Source organism: Marinobacter mangrovi, from assembly GCF_016798325.1.
Lineage (GTDB): Bacteria > Pseudomonadota > Gammaproteobacteria > Pseudomonadales > Oleiphilaceae > Marinobacter_A > Marinobacter_A mangrovi.
This window is the reverse complement of the sequence record NZ_JAERVO010000001.1, coordinates 651,720-669,906: the sequence shown is the minus strand read 5'-3', so window position 1 is coordinate 669,906 and position 18,187 is coordinate 651,720. Positions and strand designations below refer to the sequence as shown.

16 protein-coding genes are annotated in these 18,187 nt (G+C 61.6%); 2 read left to right on the top strand and 14 right to left on the bottom strand.

Translation table 11 applies throughout. The features are described 5' to 3' along the window. Window positions 1–36: 36 nt before the first annotated feature. The 14 genes from JL474_RS03010 to urtA all read right to left on the bottom strand — a co-directional run bounded on the left by JL474_RS03010 (window position 37) and on the right by urtA (window position 13,358). The gene (locus JL474_RS03010) at window positions 37–720 is read right to left on the bottom strand and encodes a GntR family transcriptional regulator (protein ID WP_123634810.1); all 684 of its coding nucleotides are present in this window, start codon (window positions 718–720) and stop codon (window positions 37–39) included. Window positions 721–804: 84 nt separating this feature from the next. Further along, entirely contained in the window at window positions 805–1,209 is a 405-nt protein-coding gene (locus JL474_RS03005) for a YciI family protein (RefSeq protein WP_203140858.1), read from the bottom strand. 65 nt (window positions 1,210–1,274) lie between these two features. Further along, window positions 1,275–2,510: an RNA polymerase sigma factor gene (locus JL474_RS03000; protein WP_203140857.1), complete on the bottom strand. Its 1,236-nt coding sequence runs from the start codon at window positions 2,508–2,510 to the stop codon at window positions 1,275–1,277. A 31-nt stretch (window positions 2,511–2,541) separates the two neighbouring features. Then, window positions 2,542–3,918 carry an ATP-dependent RNA helicase DbpA gene (gene dbpA / locus JL474_RS02995; RefSeq protein ID WP_203140856.1) on the bottom strand — a complete coding sequence of 459 codons (1,377 nt, stop codon included), beginning with the start codon at window positions 3,916–3,918 and terminating at the stop codon, window positions 2,542–2,544. An 82-nt stretch (window positions 3,919–4,000) separates the two neighbouring features. Continuing rightward, entirely contained in the window at window positions 4,001–4,270 is a 270-nt protein-coding gene (locus tag JL474_RS02990; RefSeq protein ID WP_123634814.1) for a YrhK family protein, read from the bottom strand. 148 nt (window positions 4,271–4,418) lie between these two features. Next, the gene (locus JL474_RS02985; protein WP_123634815.1) at window positions 4,419–4,787 is read right to left on the bottom strand and encodes an FmdB family zinc ribbon protein; all 369 of its coding nucleotides are present in this window, start codon (window positions 4,785–4,787) and stop codon (window positions 4,419–4,421) included. 3 nt (window positions 4,788–4,790) lie between these two features. Then, complete coding sequence (gene fmdA / locus JL474_RS02980; protein WP_203140855.1) at window positions 4,791–6,023, bottom strand: formamidase; 1,233 nt, start codon at window positions 6,021–6,023, stop codon at window positions 4,791–4,793. A 248-nt stretch (window positions 6,024–6,271) separates the two neighbouring features. After that, window positions 6,272–7,330, bottom strand: a complete 1,059-nt coding sequence (locus JL474_RS02975) for an AAA family ATPase (protein WP_203140854.1) — start codon at window positions 7,328–7,330, stop codon at window positions 6,272–6,274. Window positions 7,331–7,342: 12 nt separating this feature from the next. Then, complete coding sequence (locus JL474_RS02970) at window positions 7,343–8,389, bottom strand: aliphatic amidase (RefSeq protein ID WP_123633390.1); 1,047 nt, start codon at window positions 8,387–8,389, stop codon at window positions 7,343–7,345. A gap of 35 nt (window positions 8,390–8,424) precedes the next feature. After that, the gene (gene urtE / locus JL474_RS02965) at window positions 8,425–9,111 is read right to left on the bottom strand and encodes an urea ABC transporter ATP-binding subunit UrtE (RefSeq protein WP_203140853.1); all 687 of its coding nucleotides are present in this window, start codon (window positions 9,109–9,111) and stop codon (window positions 8,425–8,427) included. 29 nt (window positions 9,112–9,140) lie between these two features. Continuing rightward, complete coding sequence (gene urtD / locus JL474_RS02960) at window positions 9,141–9,881, bottom strand: urea ABC transporter ATP-binding protein UrtD (RefSeq protein ID WP_203140852.1); 741 nt, start codon at window positions 9,879–9,881, stop codon at window positions 9,141–9,143. Further along, window positions 9,881–11,086 carry an urea ABC transporter permease subunit UrtC gene (urtC, locus tag JL474_RS02955; protein ID WP_203141293.1) on the bottom strand — a complete coding sequence of 402 codons (1,206 nt, stop codon included), beginning with the start codon at window positions 11,084–11,086 and terminating at the stop codon, window positions 9,881–9,883. The genes urtD and urtC overlap by 1 nt, the downstream gene beginning before the upstream one ends. A gap of 44 nt (window positions 11,087–11,130) precedes the next feature. Further along, the gene (urtB, locus tag JL474_RS02950) at window positions 11,131–12,054 is read right to left on the bottom strand and encodes an urea ABC transporter permease subunit UrtB (protein ID WP_123633393.1); all 924 of its coding nucleotides are present in this window, start codon (window positions 12,052–12,054) and stop codon (window positions 11,131–11,133) included. Window positions 12,055–12,188: 134 nt separating this feature from the next. After that, the gene (urtA, locus tag JL474_RS02945; RefSeq protein ID WP_407944043.1) at window positions 12,189–13,358 is read right to left on the bottom strand and encodes an urea ABC transporter substrate-binding protein; all 1,170 of its coding nucleotides are present in this window, start codon (window positions 13,356–13,358) and stop codon (window positions 12,189–12,191) included. A 500-nt stretch (window positions 13,359–13,858) separates the two neighbouring features. Between urtA and JL474_RS02940 the strand changes: the two genes are divergently transcribed. Both JL474_RS02940 and JL474_RS02935 read left to right on the top strand, forming a co-directional pair. Beyond that, on the top strand, window positions 13,859–17,242 hold the full coding sequence (locus JL474_RS02940; protein WP_203140850.1) for an ATP-binding protein: 3,384 nt from the start codon (window positions 13,859–13,861) through the stop codon (window positions 17,240–17,242). Beyond that, window positions 17,226–18,140 carry a response regulator transcription factor gene (locus JL474_RS02935; RefSeq protein ID WP_203140849.1) on the top strand — a complete coding sequence of 305 codons (915 nt, stop codon included), beginning with the start codon at window positions 17,226–17,228 and terminating at the stop codon, window positions 18,138–18,140. The genes JL474_RS02940 and JL474_RS02935 overlap by 17 nt, the downstream gene beginning before the upstream one ends. Window positions 18,141–18,187 lie beyond the last annotated feature (47 nt).

The following is an 18,187-nucleotide window of genomic DNA, read 5'->3' as shown; positions in this document are numbered from 1 at the left end:
ATCGGCCCGCTAACCTGCTCTGTCATTGCCTGCTGCTTATCCCTGACGGGCAGCGTCATTGTCCATGTCGAGGGTCTTGAGCACCAATGCACGCTGGTGCTCGCCAAACTGCTGGATGCTGCGTACCAGCGCTGTACTGTCCCGCTCAGCCGCCGCGGCTGCCAGCGACCGGAAAAAGCGCCGGGTCTCGGCCACCTCGCCCCGGAAATGGTCCATGGCCAGATAGTACGTGCGACTGATCGCCGGCCGGAAGTTTTCCAGCGTCTCTTCCAGGAACGGGTTGTCGACGATGTGATAGGCCCGCCGCATGACTTCGAAGCCATTATCGATAATGCTTTCCCGGGACGGCTCGCCGGATTCGATCATCGCATCCAGCTTGCGAACCTGCTCCACCAGAGGCACCAGATCCGCCCCTTCGGTCGTCTCGATCAACCGCCGCGCCAGCATCCCCAGCAGTTCGATGTAGATGTCGTAGAGGCTGTTGACCAGCTGTGGCGTCAACTGCGAAACCACGGCCCCTTTGCGAGGGAAAATCTCGATCAGGTAGCGCCGCTCCAGAATGAGCAGCGCTTCCCGGACCGATCCCCGACTGACGTCCAGCTCACCGGCGATCCGCAATTCCTGGATCCGGTCGCCCGGGCGTAGCTGGCCGACAATAATCTGCTGCCCCAGGTGCTGGGCGATCTGCTCGGAAAGGCTTTCTGGCGCTTGAAACCGCATGGTTGACGTCACGACTCGCAAATAACGCCGGAGTGTAACACAACGCCGGTGCGAGCCCAGCCATGGCTTTGCGCGATCGAGTCTTTATCGATTGCGATCGGCCCAGGGCCGGTCGTCCTGCGGTGCGTCGTCGCCAAACGGGGTGATGTCCCGCAGTGGCCGGATCTCGATGCTGCCCAACCGCGCCGGCGGAATTTTCTCAGCCAGGCGGATGGCATCGTTCAGGTCCCTGGCCTCCAGCATGTAGAACCCGGCGAGCTGTTCCTTGGTTTCGGCAAAGGGACCGTCCGTGGCGGTCGCGCGGCCGTCCCGGACCCGGACCGTGGTTGCGGTATCCACGGGCTGCAAGGCACTGCCATCGAGGTAATGACCCTGCTGTTGAAGCCCGTCCACACAGGCCAGGCATTCCCGGTTGAGGGAGGTCCACTCGTCGCCTGTCATCTGTTTGATGATGTTTTCGTCGTAATACACCAATGCGAGGTATTTCATGGCTTTTCCCTGAAGTGGTTGTTTTTCTATTCCTTGTCGAACCGACAGCCTTCGAATCGACACGGTCAGGCAACGCCGGCGCCCATTTCGTCGATACGATGTTGAAGAAAGCGGCGCTCCGGTTCCTGCCCGGCCAAAGCCAGTGCCCGCTGATAGGCGATACGGGCTTCCTCGATTCGCCCAAGGCGTCGCAACAGGTCAGCCCGCGCGGCATGGGCCAGATGGTAGGCGTCCAGCGCCTTACCCGCCAGCAGCTCGTCAATCAGGGTCAGCCCGGCCTGGGGGCCATCACGCATGGCAACAGCCACCGCCCGGTTCAGGGCGACCACCGGGGTCGGAGACTGCTGCATCAGCACGTCGTAGAGACCGACGATCTGCGGCCAGTCTGTGGCTTCCGCCGTCGGCGCTTCGTCATGGACTGCCGCAATGGCGGCCTGCAGGGTATAGGGTCCAAAGCGGCGGGTGGCGAGGGCGTCGGTCACCAGCGCAGCGCCCTCTTGGATGGTCGCCCGATCCCACAGGCTGCGCTCCTGCTGGTCGAGAGGCACCAGATTCCCGCCCGGTGTCTGACGGGCCGACCGTCGGGCGTTTTGTAGCAGCATCAGCGCCAGCAACCCTTTCACCTCCGGGGCCGGCAACAACGCGAGCAGAAGGCGACCGAGACGGATGGCCTCGTCGGCCAGTTGGTAACGGCTCACCTGTTCACCGCTGGTGGCGGAGTAGCCCTCGTTAAACACCAGGTAGACGACCCGGAGCACCTCGTCCAGCCGGACCGACATCTGTGACGGTCCCGGCACTTCATAGGGAATACCGGCGTCCCGGATCTTGTTCTTGGCGCGTACGATCCGCTGGGCCAGCGTGGCCGGCGTGGTCAGGAAGGCCCGGGCAATCTCTTCGGTGGTCAGCCCGCAGACTTCCCGCAGCGTCATGGCAATCTGGGCTTCGGGGGCAAGGCCGGGATGGCAGCAGGTGAAGATCAGGCGCAGCTGGTCGTCTTCCAGCATCTCATCGTCGCTGTCTGCTACGGCATGAGGTGTGGACGTTGGCTGGTCGAGCTGGCGGGTAATGTCCTCGAACTTCACCCGGCGACGAATCTGGTCGATGGCGCGGAAGCGGCCGGTGGAGACCAGCCAGGCGCTGGGATTGGCCGGAATGCCCTCCTCCGGCCACTGGGCCAGCGCGCAGGTGAAGGCGTCGTGCAGCGCCTCCTCGGCCTGCTCGAAGTCACCCAGCAGTCGAATGAGTGTCGCCAGGACTTTCCGTGAGTCTCGGGCGTAGATGGCTTCAATCTCTTTACGCATGGCGTCGTCCCTGCCTGCGATCCGTTAAAGGTCAAATGCGTCGGGCGCGGAAGGACCGACCTTTCAACTTACCTGAAGAAAGCTTCTCAAGTGCCTGTTTTGCATGATCCCGCGTCACGGCCACGAAAGCACTGTTATCCGTGACGCTGATCTTGCCGACGGCCTTGCCCGGTACGCCGGATTCACCCGTCAACGCGCCCAGTATATCGCCGGGACGCACTTTCTGCTTTTTCCCCCCATCAATCTGCAGCGTCACCATGGGCGGTTTGTATGTCGTCTGGTGGCGCTGATTTCCGGAAGGAAGATTCGACTCATCAATAGTTTGGCCGGTCTTCTCAGAAAGTTTCTCAAGTTTGTAGCGTTCCTTCTCCGAGAAGAACGTGAACGCCAGGCCGTGGCTGCCGGCGCGACCGGTCCGGCCGATGCGGTGAACGTGGACATCCAGATCCCGCGCCACATGGAAGTTGAACACCGCGTCCAGGTTGTCGATGTCCAGCCCTCGCGCGGCCACGTCGGTGGCGACCAGTACCGTTGCACTCTTGTTGGCAAAGCGAATCAGCATCAGGTCCCGCGCCTTCTGCTCCAGATCGCCGTGCAGGGCCAGTGCGCTGAAGCCCATGCTGCGCAGCGCATCCGCCACCTCGTCGGTCTCCCGCTTGGTGTTGCAGAAGACAATGGCGGAATCCGGACGGTGCTTCATCAGCAACAGTCGCAGCCCTTCCAGCCGCTGGGCATCGTCGCGAACGGGATAAAAGCGCTGACGGATGGTCTGGTCGCTCTGATGGGTCTCGACCTCCACCCGCTCCGGGTGATGCATCACGCGTTCAGCGATCGTCTGGATCTCATCCGGGTAGGTGGCACTGAACAGCAGTGTCTGACGCTGTGCCGGCATTTCGGCGATGATCTCGTCCAGGACCTCCTGGAACCCCATGTCCAGCATCCGATCGGCTTCATCCAGCACCAGCGTTTCCACATCCGCCAGCGACAGGGTGCGCTTGCGGAGGTGATCCGAAATACGGCCCGGCGTGCCTACGATGATGTGGGCACCGTGCTCCAGCGAACCGATTTGCGGGCCAATCGGCGTTCCGCCACACAAACTCAGGATCTTGATGTTATGGATGGCACGGGCCAGCTTGCGCAGCTCCTGCGCCACCTGGTCCGCCAGCTCCCGCGTTGGGCACAGGACTAGCGCCTGGATCCGAAATCGTGAGACGTCCAGCTTGTGCAGTACGCCCAACCCGAAGGCCGCGGTCTTACCGGAGCCGGTTTTGGCCTGCGCGATCAGATCCTGACCGGCCAGGACAATGGGAAGACTGGCTGCCTGGATCGGCGTCATGGACCGGTAACCCAGGGAATCCAGGTTACCGAGCAGGTCGGTGCGAAGCTTGAGCGTGCTGAAATCGGACATAGCGGGGTATCGGGCCTGTTCGGTGTGGCATCGGGGCGATCCACAAAAGTAAGTTGGCGGCCATTCTACACCAAGCCGCCCCTTACCAATGTATCGGTCCTTTCCGCAGGTTCTTCACATAGCGCTTGTTCAGGGTGCGCAGCAACGGCGCAAACAGGAAGAACACACTGCCAATGATGAAGAACCAGGTCGCCACCGTCTGCCACTTCTCCCAGAGGAACAAAATGCTGCCCACCAGGAACAGGATCGCCGAGATATAGTCGTTGGCAATGTGAAGCCATTCATAGCGCTCGTGAATCTTTTTCTCGGCTTCAAGCATCTCATGGTCAAGCTCGTGAACAGGCTTGTTCATGACGGAGACTCCTCCTCGTCCAGTCGCGTGATTTCAATCGGGATAAACGATCACAGTGCCCGCGACACCCGGTGTTCGCAAGGTCATTAAAGAGGAAGGTCAAGTTGGAACGGGGCCCGGACAGCGAGTCCGGGCCGGATAAGAACGATCAGTGGCTGATCATCCACGGACGCATGGAGGGAAACATCTTCTTGCCGTCGGCGGTGTAGAACAGCTTCGAATGACGCCGTTCCGTATGGTCGCACCCGCAGCCCTTCCGTGCGGCATGGCGGGCGCGGTCGTCCGCTTCCGCGCGGGAGTCCGCCGTCGAGAAGACCGGCTCGTGACGGGCCTTCTCGTTGCGGGCCTGGGCATCCTGGCGGTCGCGGTCCAGGCCGCGCAGCTCCGGCGGCAGCACGATGACTCGTGCCGACATCACGCCGCAAGTGGGACAGGCCGCCGGTTTGGCGGCGTCGTCCATGCGGGCCAGTTGATAGAAATGGCCATGCTCCCGGCACTTGTAGTCGTAGACAGGCATGGCTTACTCCTTGTCCGGTGACAGAGGAACGTCCGTGCCGGCGGTGACCTTCTTGGACGGCCCATCCGCCGACGGATTGATGTCGAAGTCGAAGATACCGGTCGGCAACCAGAGCGTGGCGCAGGCGTTGGGCACGTCCACCACCCCGCTGATGTGGCCTTCCACCGGGGCACAACCGAGCAACGCGTAGCCCTGGGCCGGCGTGTAACCAAACTTGGTCAGGTATTCGATGGCGTTCAGGCAAGCCTGGCGATAGGCGATGTGAACGTCCAGGTAATGCTGCTTGCCCTGCTCGTCCACGGAGATACCCTCGAAGATGACGTAGTCGTCGTACTTGGGCTTGATCGGGCTGGGCTTGAAGATCGGGTTCTTGATGCCGTACTTCGCCATACCGTCCTTGACGACGTTGACCCGAAGATGTATCCAGCCTGCCATCTCGATGGCGCCGCAGAAGGTGATTTCACCGTCACCCTGGCTGAAGTGCAGGTCGCCCACGGACAGACCTCCGCCTTTCACGTAGACCGGGAAATACACCTTGGACCCGCGCGAAAGATCCTTGATGTCGCAGTTACCGCCGTGCTCACGAGGCGGAACGGTGCGGGCGCCCTCGGCTGCTGCCGCCGCCTTGGCTTCCCCGGTCAGCTTGCCCATGTGGGCGGTTTCGGCATAGGGCAAGTTCGCCAGGCCCGGCACACGATCCGGCTCGGTGTCATAGAGTTCCTTCTCACGACGGTTCCACTCGTCCAGCATCTCCTTAGACGGCAGGCAGCCGATCAGGCCGGGATGAATCATGCCGGCAAATTCCACGTTTGGAATATGGCGGGACTTGGTGAACATGCCGTTGAAGTCCCAGATGGATTTTTGCGCTTCGGGAAAATGCTCGGTCAGGAAGCCGCCACCGTTCTGCTTCGAGAAGAAGCCATTGAAGCCCCACTGGCTGTCATCGAACGCACCGATGTCCAGGATGTCCACTTCCAGCAGATCACCGGGTTCTGCGCCTTCGACACCCACCGGGCCGGACAGGAAGTGTACCTGGGTCAGATCCACGTCGCGCACGTCGTCCGCGCTGTCGTTGTTCTTGATCTGGCCGCCGGTCCAATCGTGGCATTCGATGATGAAATCGTCACCCGGCTTGACCGTCGCCGCCATGGGAATATCGGGGTGCCAGCGGTTATGGACTTTCTCGTTCTCGTAGGCGGATTTATTCAGGTCGATCTTGATAATGGTTTCGGCCATCTTGGACGCTCCTCGAATCACGGCGTGAACAGTTGTTGGTATGGCTCGCAGGCCCGGCCTGCCAGGTCCTTCCACTATCCGCCATCCCCACAACGCCCACTATTGGGAAAACGCCCCCCGTCCCTACGTCAATTGACGTATTGAGTCCGGGACATCGCCCGAGGCCCCCCGTTTCTATCGCCCATAAAAAAGCCGCCCAACCAGGAGGGCGGCTTGCGGGAAACGCGGCCGGTCTGACTAAACGGGAATCAGGCCGGCTCTCCCGGAACCGTGACGGGCTCGACGCAGACGGCGCCGCCCCGCAGATAACCTCGAAACGCCCCTGCCTCGGGATGCGCCAGCAGCGCTTCCGCCAGTGGAGGCTCCAGTGTTGAACGGAGGCGACGCAGGATATCCCGGGCGCCGAAGCGGTTGTCGTAGCGTCCGCACAGGTATTCGCGCAGCGCCTCCGTGAGTTCGACAGACGCCCCGCGTCGGGACAGCCGCTGATTGAGACGAGCCAGTTGAATGCTGAGCAGGTCGTCGAGCCGGTCGATGCCTAACCGGTTGTAGGTGTGGATGCCGTCGATCCGATTGATGAACTCGGGATCAAAGGTGTTCAGCAGGGCCGCTTCCAGCACCTCAGCCTCGCGTCGGGGGATCAGGCCCAGCCAGCGGCGCCAGCCACGCCGGAACCTGTCCCGGTATCGGGCGGCCTCCGCGGCGCCAACGTTGGAGGTCATGAAGATCAGACTGTTGCGGAAGTCGATCTCCCGTTGGCCTGACGGGAACACCATCCGTCCGCTATCCAAGATGTTCAGGAGCGTGCGGACTACTTCCGGACTCGCCTTTTCCACCTCGTCGAACAGCACGATGCCGGGTTTGCTGAAGCTGCCCTGAATGGCTTCCGTATCGAACAGCGTGTGGCCTTCCTTGCTGCCGACATAGCCGGGCGGTGCCCCGGTCAACGCGGCCGCGTAATGCTCCTGGGCCAGCGTGTTCATGTCGATCCGACACAGGGCATCGCGCTTGCCGTGAATGGCTTCGGCCAGCAGGCGCACGGTCTCGGTCTTGCCGACGCCCGTGGGTCCCATCAGCATATGAACCGCCAGTGGCCGATCCTCTGGACCGATGTCCGCCTTCACTCGCACCAGCATCGCCGTTAGGGCCTGTAGGGTTTCGGCCTGCCCGACGATGCGCTCCTGCAAACGGTCGCTGACCGCTTCCGGGTCGAACACGAACCGGGACATCCGCTGGACGCGGCCGGCATAATCCCGGCGTGCCGTCTGTTCGCGATTGGCTTCAATCTTTTCGTTGATGAACGGCACGCCGGTCCCTCCTTAAGCGCCTGCGGCCTTCTCCTGGCCATCGTAGGGCAACTCGCCCACCGGGCACTCCGCCACACCGATTGTCTTGCGGGTCATTGCCTCGACATTTTCCTGCGCCTTCTGGGCGTCCATCACCCAGGTGCGATAAAACTCGAACGGGCAATCGGCCAAGCCCTTGTCGCCGTCACCGGAGGCGTGAACACCGGAATAGCCCCGGTGCAACAGCTTGAACAGGTGGTTCTGGGACTGGTCGTTGGCCCGGGCATCGCGGATCTGGCTGACGGAGAGCTGGGCATACTGCACACCCATGTCTTCCTCGCCGCACTCGCCAAGGGTGCGGCCATCGAAGCCAATGATCGCCGAATGGCCGAAGTAGGAATAAACGCCGTCGAAACCGGAGGCGTTGGCCACCGCCACGTAGCAGTTGTTGGCCCAGGCCATGCTTTTGGCCATCATGACCTGCTGTTCCTTGGCCGGGTACATGTAGCCCTGGCACCGGACGATCAACTCGGCCCCTTTCATGGCGCAATCGCGCCAGATTTCCGGGTAGTTGCCGTCGTCGCAGATGATCAGGCTGATCTTCATACCCTTCGGCCCCTCGGTGACGTAGGTGGTGTCGCCGGGATACCAGCCTTCGATCGGGCACCAGGGAATGCACTTGCGGTACTTCTGGACAATCTCGCCTTCGTTGTTGATCAACACCAGCGTGTTGTACGGCGCCTTTTTCGGATGCTCCTCGTGGCGTTCACCGGTCAGTGAGAAAACACCCCAGGTGTTGGCTTCCCGACAGGCCGCGGCAAAGATGGCCGTCTCATCGCCCGGCACCGTGGCTGCCGTTTCCATCATCTCATCGTTGTCGTACATGATGCCCATGGTGCTGTATTCCGGGAACACCACCAGGTCCATGCCAGGCAGGCCCACCTTCATACCCTTGATCATGTCCGCGATCTTGCGGGCGTTGTCGAGGACTTCGTCGCGGGTGTGCAGGCGCGGCATCTTGTAATTGACGACCGCCACACCGACCGTGTCGTTACTGCTGGAAATATCACCGTGTCGCATGATGCTCTCCTACTGTTCTGTCGTAAAAGCCGAATTCAAACCGCCAGGTACCGGGCGATCTGCTGTTGATCTGCGGTCTTGCCGTCCACCTCGTGGACGATGGCGCCCTTCTCGATCACCATCACGCGATCCGCAACGGCCATGGCAAAGCTCAACACCTGCTCCGACACCACGATGCTGAGCTTGCGGATTTCCTTGATCTCGTTGAGGGTCTTGGCCAGTTGCTTGATGATCGACGGCTGGATGCCTTCGGTGGGCTCGTCGAGCAACAGCACCTTGGGATCCGCCGCCAGGGCACGACCGATGGCCAGCTGCTGCTGTTGCCCACCGGACAGGTTGCCCGCCTTGCGATGGCGCATGTCGTGCAACACCGGGAACAGGTCGTAGATGTCGGCCGGGATCTTCTTCGCCCCGGTCGCTTCAAGACCGGTGGCGATGTTTTCTTCCACAGTCAGTGTCGGGAACACCAGCCGGCCCTGGGGCACATAGGCAATGCCCCGCTGCACCCGCTGATAGGGCTTGGTGCTGGTCAAATCCTCACCGCCGAGGGTGATCTGCCCTTTCGCGGGCAACACCCCGATCAGCGATTTGAACAGCGTGGTCTTGCCCATCCCGTTGCGGCCCATGATGGTGAGGGTTTCGTTTTCGCCCACGTTCAGGGACACTCCGTGGATCACTTCACTCATGCCGTAGCTGACACGTAAATCGTTGGTACTGAGCATGTTTCAATCTCCTGCGCTTAGCCGCGCCGTTAGTGCCCCAGGTAAACCTCGATCACCCGTTCGTTCTTCTGGATGTCGTCCATCTTGCCCTCCGCCAGCAACTTGCCCTGGTGCAGCACGGTCACCTTGTGGGCGATGTCCTTGACGAAGTCCATGTCGTGCTCGATGACCAGCACCGACCGGTTCTGGCTGATTTCCTTGAGCAACCCGGCGGTGCGTTCGCGCTCGACCACACTCATGCCCGCGACCGGCTCGTCCAGCATCAGCAGTTCCGGGTCCTGGATCAGCAGCATGCCGATCTCCAGCCACTGCTTCTGGCCGTGGCTGAGCAGGCCGGCGCTCTTGTCCAGGTCGTCCGCCAGGTAGATCTGCTCGGCGATCTCCCGGACCCGCTGGTTGATCTTGGGCGTGCGCCGGAAGAACAGGCTGCCGAACACCGTGCGACCGGACGGATAGGACAGCTCCAGGTTCTGGGCGACCGTCAGGTTTTCGTAGATGGAGGGGGTCTGGAACTTGCGCCCCACCCCCTTATGGACGATCTGGTGCTCGGCCATCTTGGTCAGCTCCAGATCCTTGAACTTGATGGAGCCGTCCGTCGCCCGGGTCTTGCCGCAGATCAGGTCCAGCAGCGTGGTCTTCCCCGCGCCATTGGGACCGATGACGACCCGAACTTCGTTGCGTTCCAGGTAGAGCGAGAGACCATCGACCGCCTTGAAGCCGTCGAAGGAAACGGTCAGGTCTTCAACCGCCAGCAGAATGGGTGAGCTCATCAGTGGGACTCCTGTGCTGAGGCCATGGACACGTCGTCACGGGCTTTGGATTCAGGCGGCTTTGGCGCACTGGGCCTGGTTTCCGGTCCGGAAGCCGCAACGGTTTCGCGCTTGAAGGCGCTGGCGAACCAGTTGCGCACGGGCGCGGCGTAATCCGACACCAGACCGGCCAGGCCCCGCGGGAACAGCATGACCACCGCTATAAACAACGCCCCCATCGCAACGACCCACAGCTGCGGGAAGCTTTCCGAGAGGGAGCTTTTCGCCAGGTTGACCAGGAACGCCCCGTAGGCGGCGCCGATCAGGGACAGTCGCCCGCCGACCGCACAGAAAATCACCATCTCAATCGAGGCCACGGTGCCCACAAAGGACGGCGACATGAAGCCCACCTGCAGCGTGAAGAACGCGCCACCGATGGCCGAGATGACCGACGCGGCCACGAACACGAAGATCTTGATGTTCGCCACGTCGTAGCCGGAGAAACGCACCCGGTCTTCCTGGTCGCGCATGGCGATCAGCAACTGGCCGTAACGGCTGTTCAGGATGAACTGGCCCGCCAGCAGGCAGAGAATCAGGGCCGCGCAGCAGGCGAAGTACAGCACGTACTTGGCAAAGTCCGTCTGGATATCCCAGCCCATCAGGGAGCGCAGGTCGGTGATGCCGTTGATGCCCCCGGTGTAGCCCTGCTGCCCGATGATCAGGATGGTCATGATGGAGGCGATGGCCTGGGTGATGATGGCGAAATACACGCCGCCAACACGACGCTTGAACATGGCCACACCGATCAGGAAGGCAAACAGCGCCGGCACCGCCACGATCAGGATCAGCGTGGCCGTGAAGCTGTGGAACGGCTGCCAGAACCAAGGCAGCTCGGTGAGCTGGTTCCAGTCCATGAAGTCCGGAATCCCCGGCGTGCTCTGGATCGCCGTATTTTCCGGCGACGAGGCTTCCAGCTTCAGGAACATGGCCATGCAGTACCCGCCCAGGCCGAAGAAGATCCCCTGCCCCAGGCTCAGAATGCCGCCGTAGCCCCAGCACAACACCAAGCCTGCCGCGACGAAGGCGTAGGTCAGGTATTTGCCGTACAGGTTCAGCCGGAAGATATCGCTAAACAGTGGCAGGACACCCAGGATCAGGACCGCAATGATCAGGATCTGGATCAGTTTTCCGCGGCCGCCGAACTTGTCCATCCAACTGGCCTTCATTACAGGTTGCGTACTCATTGTCGTCTCCTCGTATCAGGCCGCAATCAGCGCCGGACCTTGCTGGCGAACAGCCCCTGGGGCCGGAACATGAGAATTCCCACCACGGTCATCAGCGTGATGACTTTCGCCATCGAACCGGACAGGAAGAAGGACAGGATGGATTGGGCCTGGGCAATGCCGAAGGCGGAGGCCACGGTACCCAGCAGGCTGGCAGCGCCCCCAAACACAACCACCAGGAAGGTGTCCACGATGTAGAGCGACCCGGTGGTGGGGCCCGTAGAGGCGATGGTGGTAAAGGCCGCACCGGCCACACCGGCGATTCCGCAGCCCAGCGCAAAGGTTAGGCGGTCTACGCGTTCGGTATTGATACCCGCGGCGTTGGCCATCATTCGGTTCTGGGTGGTCGCACGGACCTTGATGCCCCAGCGTGAGCGGTACAGCAGGAAGAAAACGGCAATAGTCAGGACGATGGTGATGCCCACCACCAGCAGACCGTTCAATGGAATATCCACCATGTCAGTGGCCTGGTAGGAGCCCATCAGCCAGTCCGGCATGACCACGCTCTTCTCGCGCGGACCGAAGGTGGAGCGGAAGATCTGCTGCATGATCAGACCCAGCCCCCAGGTCGCGAGCAGCGTGTCGAGCGGCCGGTTGTAGAGGAACCGTATGAGGAAACGCTCCACCAGGTAGCCCAGTATGAAGGTCCCCACGAAGGCGAGGATGATCGCCACGGGGAAGTAGTAATCCAGCAGGAAGGGCCACACATCCGAGGCCACGTAGGACACCAGGTAGGTGATGTAAGCCCCCAGTGTCAGGAATTCGCCATGGGCCATGTTGATCACGCCCATCTGTCCAAAAATAATCGCCAGCCCCAGGGCCATCAGCAGGAACACGCAAAACAGACTGAGGCCACTGAACCCCTGCATCAGAAAGATTGCGGTCAGTTCCTCTCCGGTATAACCACCCATGATCAGTCCTCCCTCGGACCGGGGTGCAGACCCGTTTCTGCACCCGCTTGTTGTGTTGCTTAAAACATTTCTTTTCAGTCAGGACAGCGCCAGGATCGGCGACGCCCGGGATAGCTCCCGGGCGTCCATGGCGCTTACTGGTAGCCTTCCGGGAAGGGGTTCGGCTTGATCACGTCGGATTCCCACACCACGTCGGCCTGGCCATCGGCTTTCCACTGGCCAATGCGGGTGCGCATCCACAGGTGGTGGTTCTTGTCGACTTTCAGGTAGCCGTGCGGGGAGTTGTCCCACTCCATGTCCGGAGAGGCGGCGACCACCTTGTCCACATCGAAGCTGCCGGCGGCTTCCACCGCACGCTTCCACAGCCACGGGCCGAGGTAGGCGGATTCGGTCACGTCACCGATCACGGCGTCCTCGCCATACTTCTTCTTGAAGGCGTCGACGAATTCCTTGTTGCCCGGCAGGTCCAGGCTCTGGAAGTACTTCATGGAGGAGTACAGCCCTTCGACGTTCTCACCGCCGATACCCAGGACTTCATCCTCGGTCACGGAGATGGTCAGCATGGGCTGTTTCTTGAAGGTCAGGCCGGCGGCGTTGAGCTGCTTGAACCAGGCCACGTTGGAACCACCCACGACCGCACCGAAGACCAGGTCCGGCTTCTTCAGCTTGATCTTGTTGATCAGCGAGCCGAACTGGGTGCTGCCCAGGGGGTAGTACTCTTCACCCACGACCTTGCCGTGCAGCACGTTCTCGATGTGCTTGCGGGCAATTTTCATGGACGTACGCGGCCAGATGTAGTCGGAACCCACCAGGTAGAACGTCTTCGCACCCAGCTTGTCATGGGCCCAGTTCAGGCCCGCCAGGATCTGCTGGGTGGCCTCCTGGCCGGTGTAAAACACGTTATGGGACTCTTCCAGCCCCTCATAGAAGGTCGGGTAGTACAGCAGGCCATTGTCCTTCTCGAACACCGGCAGGACGGCTTTACGGGACGCGGAGGTCCAGCAACCGAAGACGGTGGCGACCTTGTCCCGCTCCAGCAGCTTGTGGGACTTCTCGGCGAAAGTCGGCCAGTCGGAAGCGCCGTCTTCCTGGATGATCTTGATCTGACGTCCCAGCACCCCGCCCTGGGCGTTGATCTGCTCGATGGCGAGCTTCTCGGCCTGGACCGAACCGGTCTCACTGATGGCCATGGTGCCGGTCAGTGAGTGAAGAATACCGACGGTGACCGTGTCATCGGTGACCGCCAAACCGGTGGTGTTCACCTCGGAGGTGGCCGGTGCCGCGTTGGCACCCGAAGCCAGCATCACCGAGGCGGCCAATGTCATCAGACTCCGGCGCCAACCGGTGCCCCCCGACAGCGCGCGCTGATTTCCTGTCTTATCTGTCGTACCCATGGTCTTTCCTCGCATTGTTTAATGTTCGGCCTGGCGCCCACCGGGTCGCACAGCACCTACGAGGATCATTCTGTCCAGCACCGCCATGAGCGCCCATTCGACAAATACCCCACCGACCTACGTCATTTGACGCATGGGCGGCCGGTGCCCAACGCGATAAAAACGCAGTACTCCTTTCCCGCGTGCACATTCGCCTGCCGACGACGAGGCCGATGGCACGATAATTGTTGTCCGGTATCCGGTACCGCCAATCGGGCTGCAGGCGTCATAACGGCGAATCCTGTGCCTCCTTTTGGCGCACAAAAATCGGAAAAGGCACTGGATACATGGGGAAGTGGATTTACGACGGACAGGACGGGCTCTCGCTTCGCCACGGTGAAGCCTCCGAACAACAGCAACCAGGCCAGCCCATGACGGCCAGACAGCATATTTTCCGCGTACGCCGGAGCTACAATCAGTGGGTCGCCAACCAGACCCTGGAAGACTACGCCCTGCGCTTTACCGCCAAGACGGCCCGACGCTGGTCGGCTGCCCGGGTCAGCAATACCGCGCTGGGGGCGATTTCGTTCCTGGCGATGGAAGCCATCGGCGGTGCCATCACCCTGCACTACGGCTTTGATAATGCCGTAGCGGCCATCTGTGTGGTCAGCCTGATCATCTTCCTGACGGCGATTCCCATCAGCTACTACGCCGCCCGCTACGGCGTCGACATTGATCTGCTCACCCGTGGAGCAGGCTTTGGCTATATCGGTTCAACGATTACTTCGCTGATTTATGCCTCGTTCACCTTCATCTTCTTTGCCCTGGAAGCCGCCATCATGGCGATGGCGCTGGAGTTGCTGTTCGGCATCCCCCTGGTGTTTGCCTACCTGATCTGCGCGCTGGTGATCATTCCCCTGGTCACGCATGGCATTACCACCATCAGTCGTTTCCAGCTCTGGACCCAGCCCGCCTGGATCGTGCTGCAGCTGCTCCCCTTCGTATTCATCATCTATTCCGACGCCACTGCCGTGACGGACTGGACGCAGTTCGAGGGCATTCATCCCGAGACCGGTAGCGGTTTCAACCTGCTGATGTTCGGCGCCGCAGCAGCGGTGGTCTTTTCCCTGATTGCCCAGATCGGTGAGCAGGTGGACTTTCTGCGCTTTATCCCCGAACCCAAGGAAGGCGAGAAAGCCAAATGGTGGATGGCAGTCCTCAGCGGCGGGCCCGGCTGGATCGTGATCGGCAGCCTCAAGATCCTGGCCGGCTCGTTCCTGGCCGTGCTCGCCCTGCATCAGGGGATTCCGGCCAGCGACGCGTCGGACCCCACGCAGATGTATGTGGTGGCCTTCAACTACATGACCCAGACGCCGCAAGTGGCCCTGGCCATGGCCGGGGTCTTCGTGATCCTGTGCCAGATCAAGATCAACGTCACCAACGCCTACGCCGGCTCCATTGCCTGGTCGAATTTCTTTTCCCGGCTGACCCACAGCCACCCGGGCCGGGTCGTCTGGCTGATGTTCAATGTGGCTATTGCCTTGCTGGTCATGGAACTGGGCGTCTATCGCGCGCTGGAGGATACACTCGGGTTCTACGGCGTCATCGCCATCGCCTGGGTGGGCACGCTGGTGGCGGACCTGGTCATCAACAAGCCGTTGGGGTTCAGCCCGCAACACATCGAGTTCAAACGGGCGCACCTCTATGACATCAACCCGGTGGGCGTGGGGGCCATGCTGCTGGCCTCGACCGCCGGACTGGTCTGCCACAGCGGTGCCCTGGGCGATGTGGCCCAGGCCCTGTCACACTTCATCACCCTGGCCACCGCGCTGGTGACCGCGCCCCTGATCGCCTGGCAGACCAAGGGCCGCTATTACCTGGCCCGGCCGCCGGTGCATATGGAGACCACCGAGGGCCTGGTCAATTGCTGCATCTGCGAGCATCGTTTCGAGCCTGAAGACGTGACCCATTGCCCGGCTTACGATGGCCATATCTGCTCCCTGTGCTGCTCACTCGACGCCCGCTGTGCCGATTTCTGCAAGCCTGGCGCCGGGTACCGGGAACAGTTCCAGAGCTTCTTCGGGCGGTACCTGCCCCCGGCCCTGATGCCCCGGCTGACCAGCCGGGTCGGCCACTTCCTGATCCTGCTGTTTGCCATCAACGGCGTGTCCGGCCTTCTGCTGTCGCTGATCTATTTCAAGACGCCGGTGGACAGCGCCGCCGCGGCACTCCTGCTCTCCGCCACGCTCTGGAAGGTGTTTTTCATCCTCATCATTGTGACTGGAGTGGTTTGCTGGCTGTTCGTGTTGGCTCACGAGAGCCGTGTGGTTGCGGAAGAGGAATCCCAGCGCCAGACGCGCCTGCTGATGGAGGAGATCGTTGCCCACGAACGCACGGACAAGGCTCTTCAGGAAGCCAAGGAGCACGCCGAAGCCGCCAACGATGCCAAGAGCCGCTACCTGACCGGCATCAGCCATGAACTGCGCTCCCCGCTGAACGCCATCCTCGGCTACGCTCAGTTGCTGGAAAACGATGAGACCATCCCGGCCAATCGCAAAGGCGCCCTGGATGTGATCCGCCGCTCGGGCGAATACCTGGCCGACCTGATCGAGGGGTTGCTGGACATTTCCAAGATCGAAGCCGGCCGGCTCGACCTGCACCGGGACCAGGTGCGTATTGCGATGCTGATGGATCAGCTGGTACACATGTTCCGGCTCCAGGCTCAGGACAAGGGCCTGCGCTTCACGTACCAGGGCCCGAAACACCTGCCGGAGTTTGTCAGTACCGATGAAAAGCGTCTGCGGCAGATCCTGATCAATCTGCTCTCCAACGCCATCAAGTACACGGATCACGGGGAGGTGAATTTCACACTGCGCTACCGCAGCCAGGTGGCGGAATTCGAGGTGCGGGACACCGGCGAAGGCATCGCCGAATCGGACATCGAGCGCATCTTCCGTCCCTTCGAGCGCGTTCGGACGGCCGGACTGAGCCGCTCGGGCACGGGCCTGGGCCTGACTATTACGCGCCTGCTGACCGAAATCATGGGGGGCGATATCGCCGTGACCAGCTCGCCCGGCCACGGCAGCGTCTTCCGGGTCAGCCTCATGCTCTCCAGCGTCGACCGCCCTCACCCGGAATCCATCACCGAGCCCACACGAACCATCTTCGGCTACGACGGCCCGGTTCGCCGGATTGCGGTCATCGACGACGAGTCGTCACATCGCCAGCTGATCCGCGCGATGCTCTCGCCGCTGGGCTTCGAGATCCTGGAGATCGACAACTCCCTCTCCGCCTTGCAGACCGTGGAGCGGGAAAAGCCGGACCTGGTGTTATTGGACATCTCCATGCCGGGCTTTACCGGCTGGGAGATCCTCGACCAGATCCGTGGCGCTCGCCTGGAGCTGCCGGTGGTCATGGTCTCCGCCGATGCCAGCGAGGGCCGGCACCAGCTGCAAAGCCCACCGTTGTATGACGGATACGTCGTCAAACCGGTGCGACTGAACCTCCTGCTGGATCGTATCGGCGAACTGCTCAAACTGAGCTGGCGCTACGAAAGGACGCCCAGCGAGAAGACCGATACCGCGTTCTATCCGTCACCCGTCAATCGCCTCCCCCAACCGGCCCACCAGCAGCGTCTGGTGGAGCTGGCTTCAATCGGCCATCGCAAAGGACTGCTCGAAGCGCTGCACAGCATGCGCGTGCATGGAGACGCCGAAACCCCGTTGCTCGATCAACTGACCGAGCTGACCGAGAACTTCCGGTTTGACGAGATCATCTCCCTGCTACAGGTAACCCGTGATGAATGCTGCGAGTGAACAACGTACCGTTGTGTTGGTTGTCGACGATGCGGTGGACAGCATCCGCATGATCAACGACGTGCTGGAAGAAGCCGGCATGACCGTGCTGGTGGCGCTCGAAGGCGCCCAGGCCCTGACCATCACCCAGAACATCGCCCCGGACATCATTCTGCTCGATGCGATCATGCCCAACATGGACGGCTTCGAAACCTGCCGGCGCCTGCGTGAGCGCAGTGAGCTGATGGACGTGCCCATCATCTTCATGACGGGTCTGTCGGACACCGAGCACGTGGTGATGGGGCTCAAATCCGGTGGCGTGGACTACGTCACCAAACCCATCAATGCCAATGAGTTGGTCGCCCGGATGTCCGTGCATCTGGCCAATGCCCGCATGGCCCGCAGTGCACGCTCGGCACTGGATCATGCCGGCCAGAACCTGATGGCGGTCGATGGTCACGGGCAGCAGGTCTGGGCGACGCCGCAGGTACAGCAACTGCTCAAGCAGTCCGGTGCCCTCGATACCGAAACCAGCGAGCGCGTCGTTGAAACGCTCAGCACCTGGCTGGACCACGACCCGGAAAGTGGCCATAACCTGGCCCTGGATTTCCTGCCCGAACCACTGACGGCCGAATTTCTGGCCCGGATCGACAACGTCAACTACCTGCTTCGCCTCAGCCCCCGAAAAAATGACAAGCATGCGACCGAGACCCTGCGCCAACGTTTCGGCCTGACTGCCCGGGAAGCGGACGTCCTGCTCTGGATCGCCAACGGCAAGACCAACCGGGAAATCGGCCAGATTCTGGACATGAGCCCGCGCACCGTCAACAAACACCTGGAGCAGATCTTCCGCAAGCAGGCCGTCGAGAACCGCACGTCCGCCGCCGCGGCCGCCATCAAGTGTCTTGGCCGCCTGTGACGGGCGCCCGGGCGAAGCGAGACTGGTGAGGCATCCTGAGAATGTGA

Excerpts from the sequence above, each read along its gene's own strand:
- dbpA (WP_203140856.1), bottom strand. The coding sequence starts at position 3,918 with ATGTCCGATTTCAGCACGCTCAAGCTTCGCACCGACCTGCTCGGTAAC.
- urtD (WP_203140852.1), bottom strand. The coding sequence starts at position 9,881 with ATGAGCTCACCCATTCTGCTGGCGGTTGAAGACCTGACCGTTTCCTTC.
- urtB (WP_123633393.1), bottom strand. The coding sequence starts at position 12,054 with ATGGGTGGTTATACCGGAGAGGAACTGACCGCAATCTTTCTGATGCAG.
- urtC (WP_203141293.1), bottom strand. The coding sequence starts at position 11,086 with ATGAAGGCCAGTTGGATGGACAAGTTCGGCGGCCGCGGAAAACTGATC.
- JL474_RS02940 (WP_203140850.1), top strand. The coding sequence starts at position 13,859 with ATGACGGCCAGACAGCATATTTTCCGCGTACGCCGGAGCTACAATCAG.
- JL474_RS03010 (WP_123634810.1), bottom strand. The coding sequence starts at position 720 with ATGCGGTTTCAAGCGCCAGAAAGCCTTTCCGAGCAGATCGCCCAGCAC.
- urtE (WP_203140853.1), bottom strand. The coding sequence starts at position 9,111 with ATGCTCAGTACCAACGATTTACGTGTCAGCTACGGCATGAGTGAAGTG.
- JL474_RS02970 (WP_123633390.1), bottom strand. The coding sequence starts at position 8,389 with ATGCGACACGGTGATATTTCCAGCAGTAACGACACGGTCGGTGTGGCG.
- JL474_RS02990 (WP_123634814.1), bottom strand. The coding sequence starts at position 4,270 with ATGAACAAGCCTGTTCACGAGCTTGACCATGAGATGCTTGAAGCCGAG.
- JL474_RS03000 (WP_203140857.1), bottom strand. The coding sequence starts at position 2,510 with ATGCGTAAAGAGATTGAAGCCATCTACGCCCGAGACTCACGGAAAGTC.
- JL474_RS02985 (WP_123634815.1), bottom strand. The coding sequence starts at position 4,787 with ATGCCTGTCTACGACTACAAGTGCCGGGAGCATGGCCATTTCTATCAA.
- JL474_RS03005 (WP_203140858.1), bottom strand. The coding sequence starts at position 1,209 with ATGAAATACCTCGCATTGGTGTATTACGACGAAAACATCATCAAACAG.
- urtA (WP_407944043.1), bottom strand. The coding sequence starts at position 13,358 with ATGCTGGCTTCGGGTGCCAACGCGGCACCGGCCACCTCCGAGGTGAAC.
- JL474_RS02935 (WP_203140849.1), top strand. The coding sequence starts at position 17,226 with ATGAATGCTGCGAGTGAACAACGTACCGTTGTGTTGGTTGTCGACGAT.
- fmdA (WP_203140855.1), bottom strand. The coding sequence starts at position 6,023 with ATGGCCGAAACCATTATCAAGATCGACCTGAATAAATCCGCCTACGAG.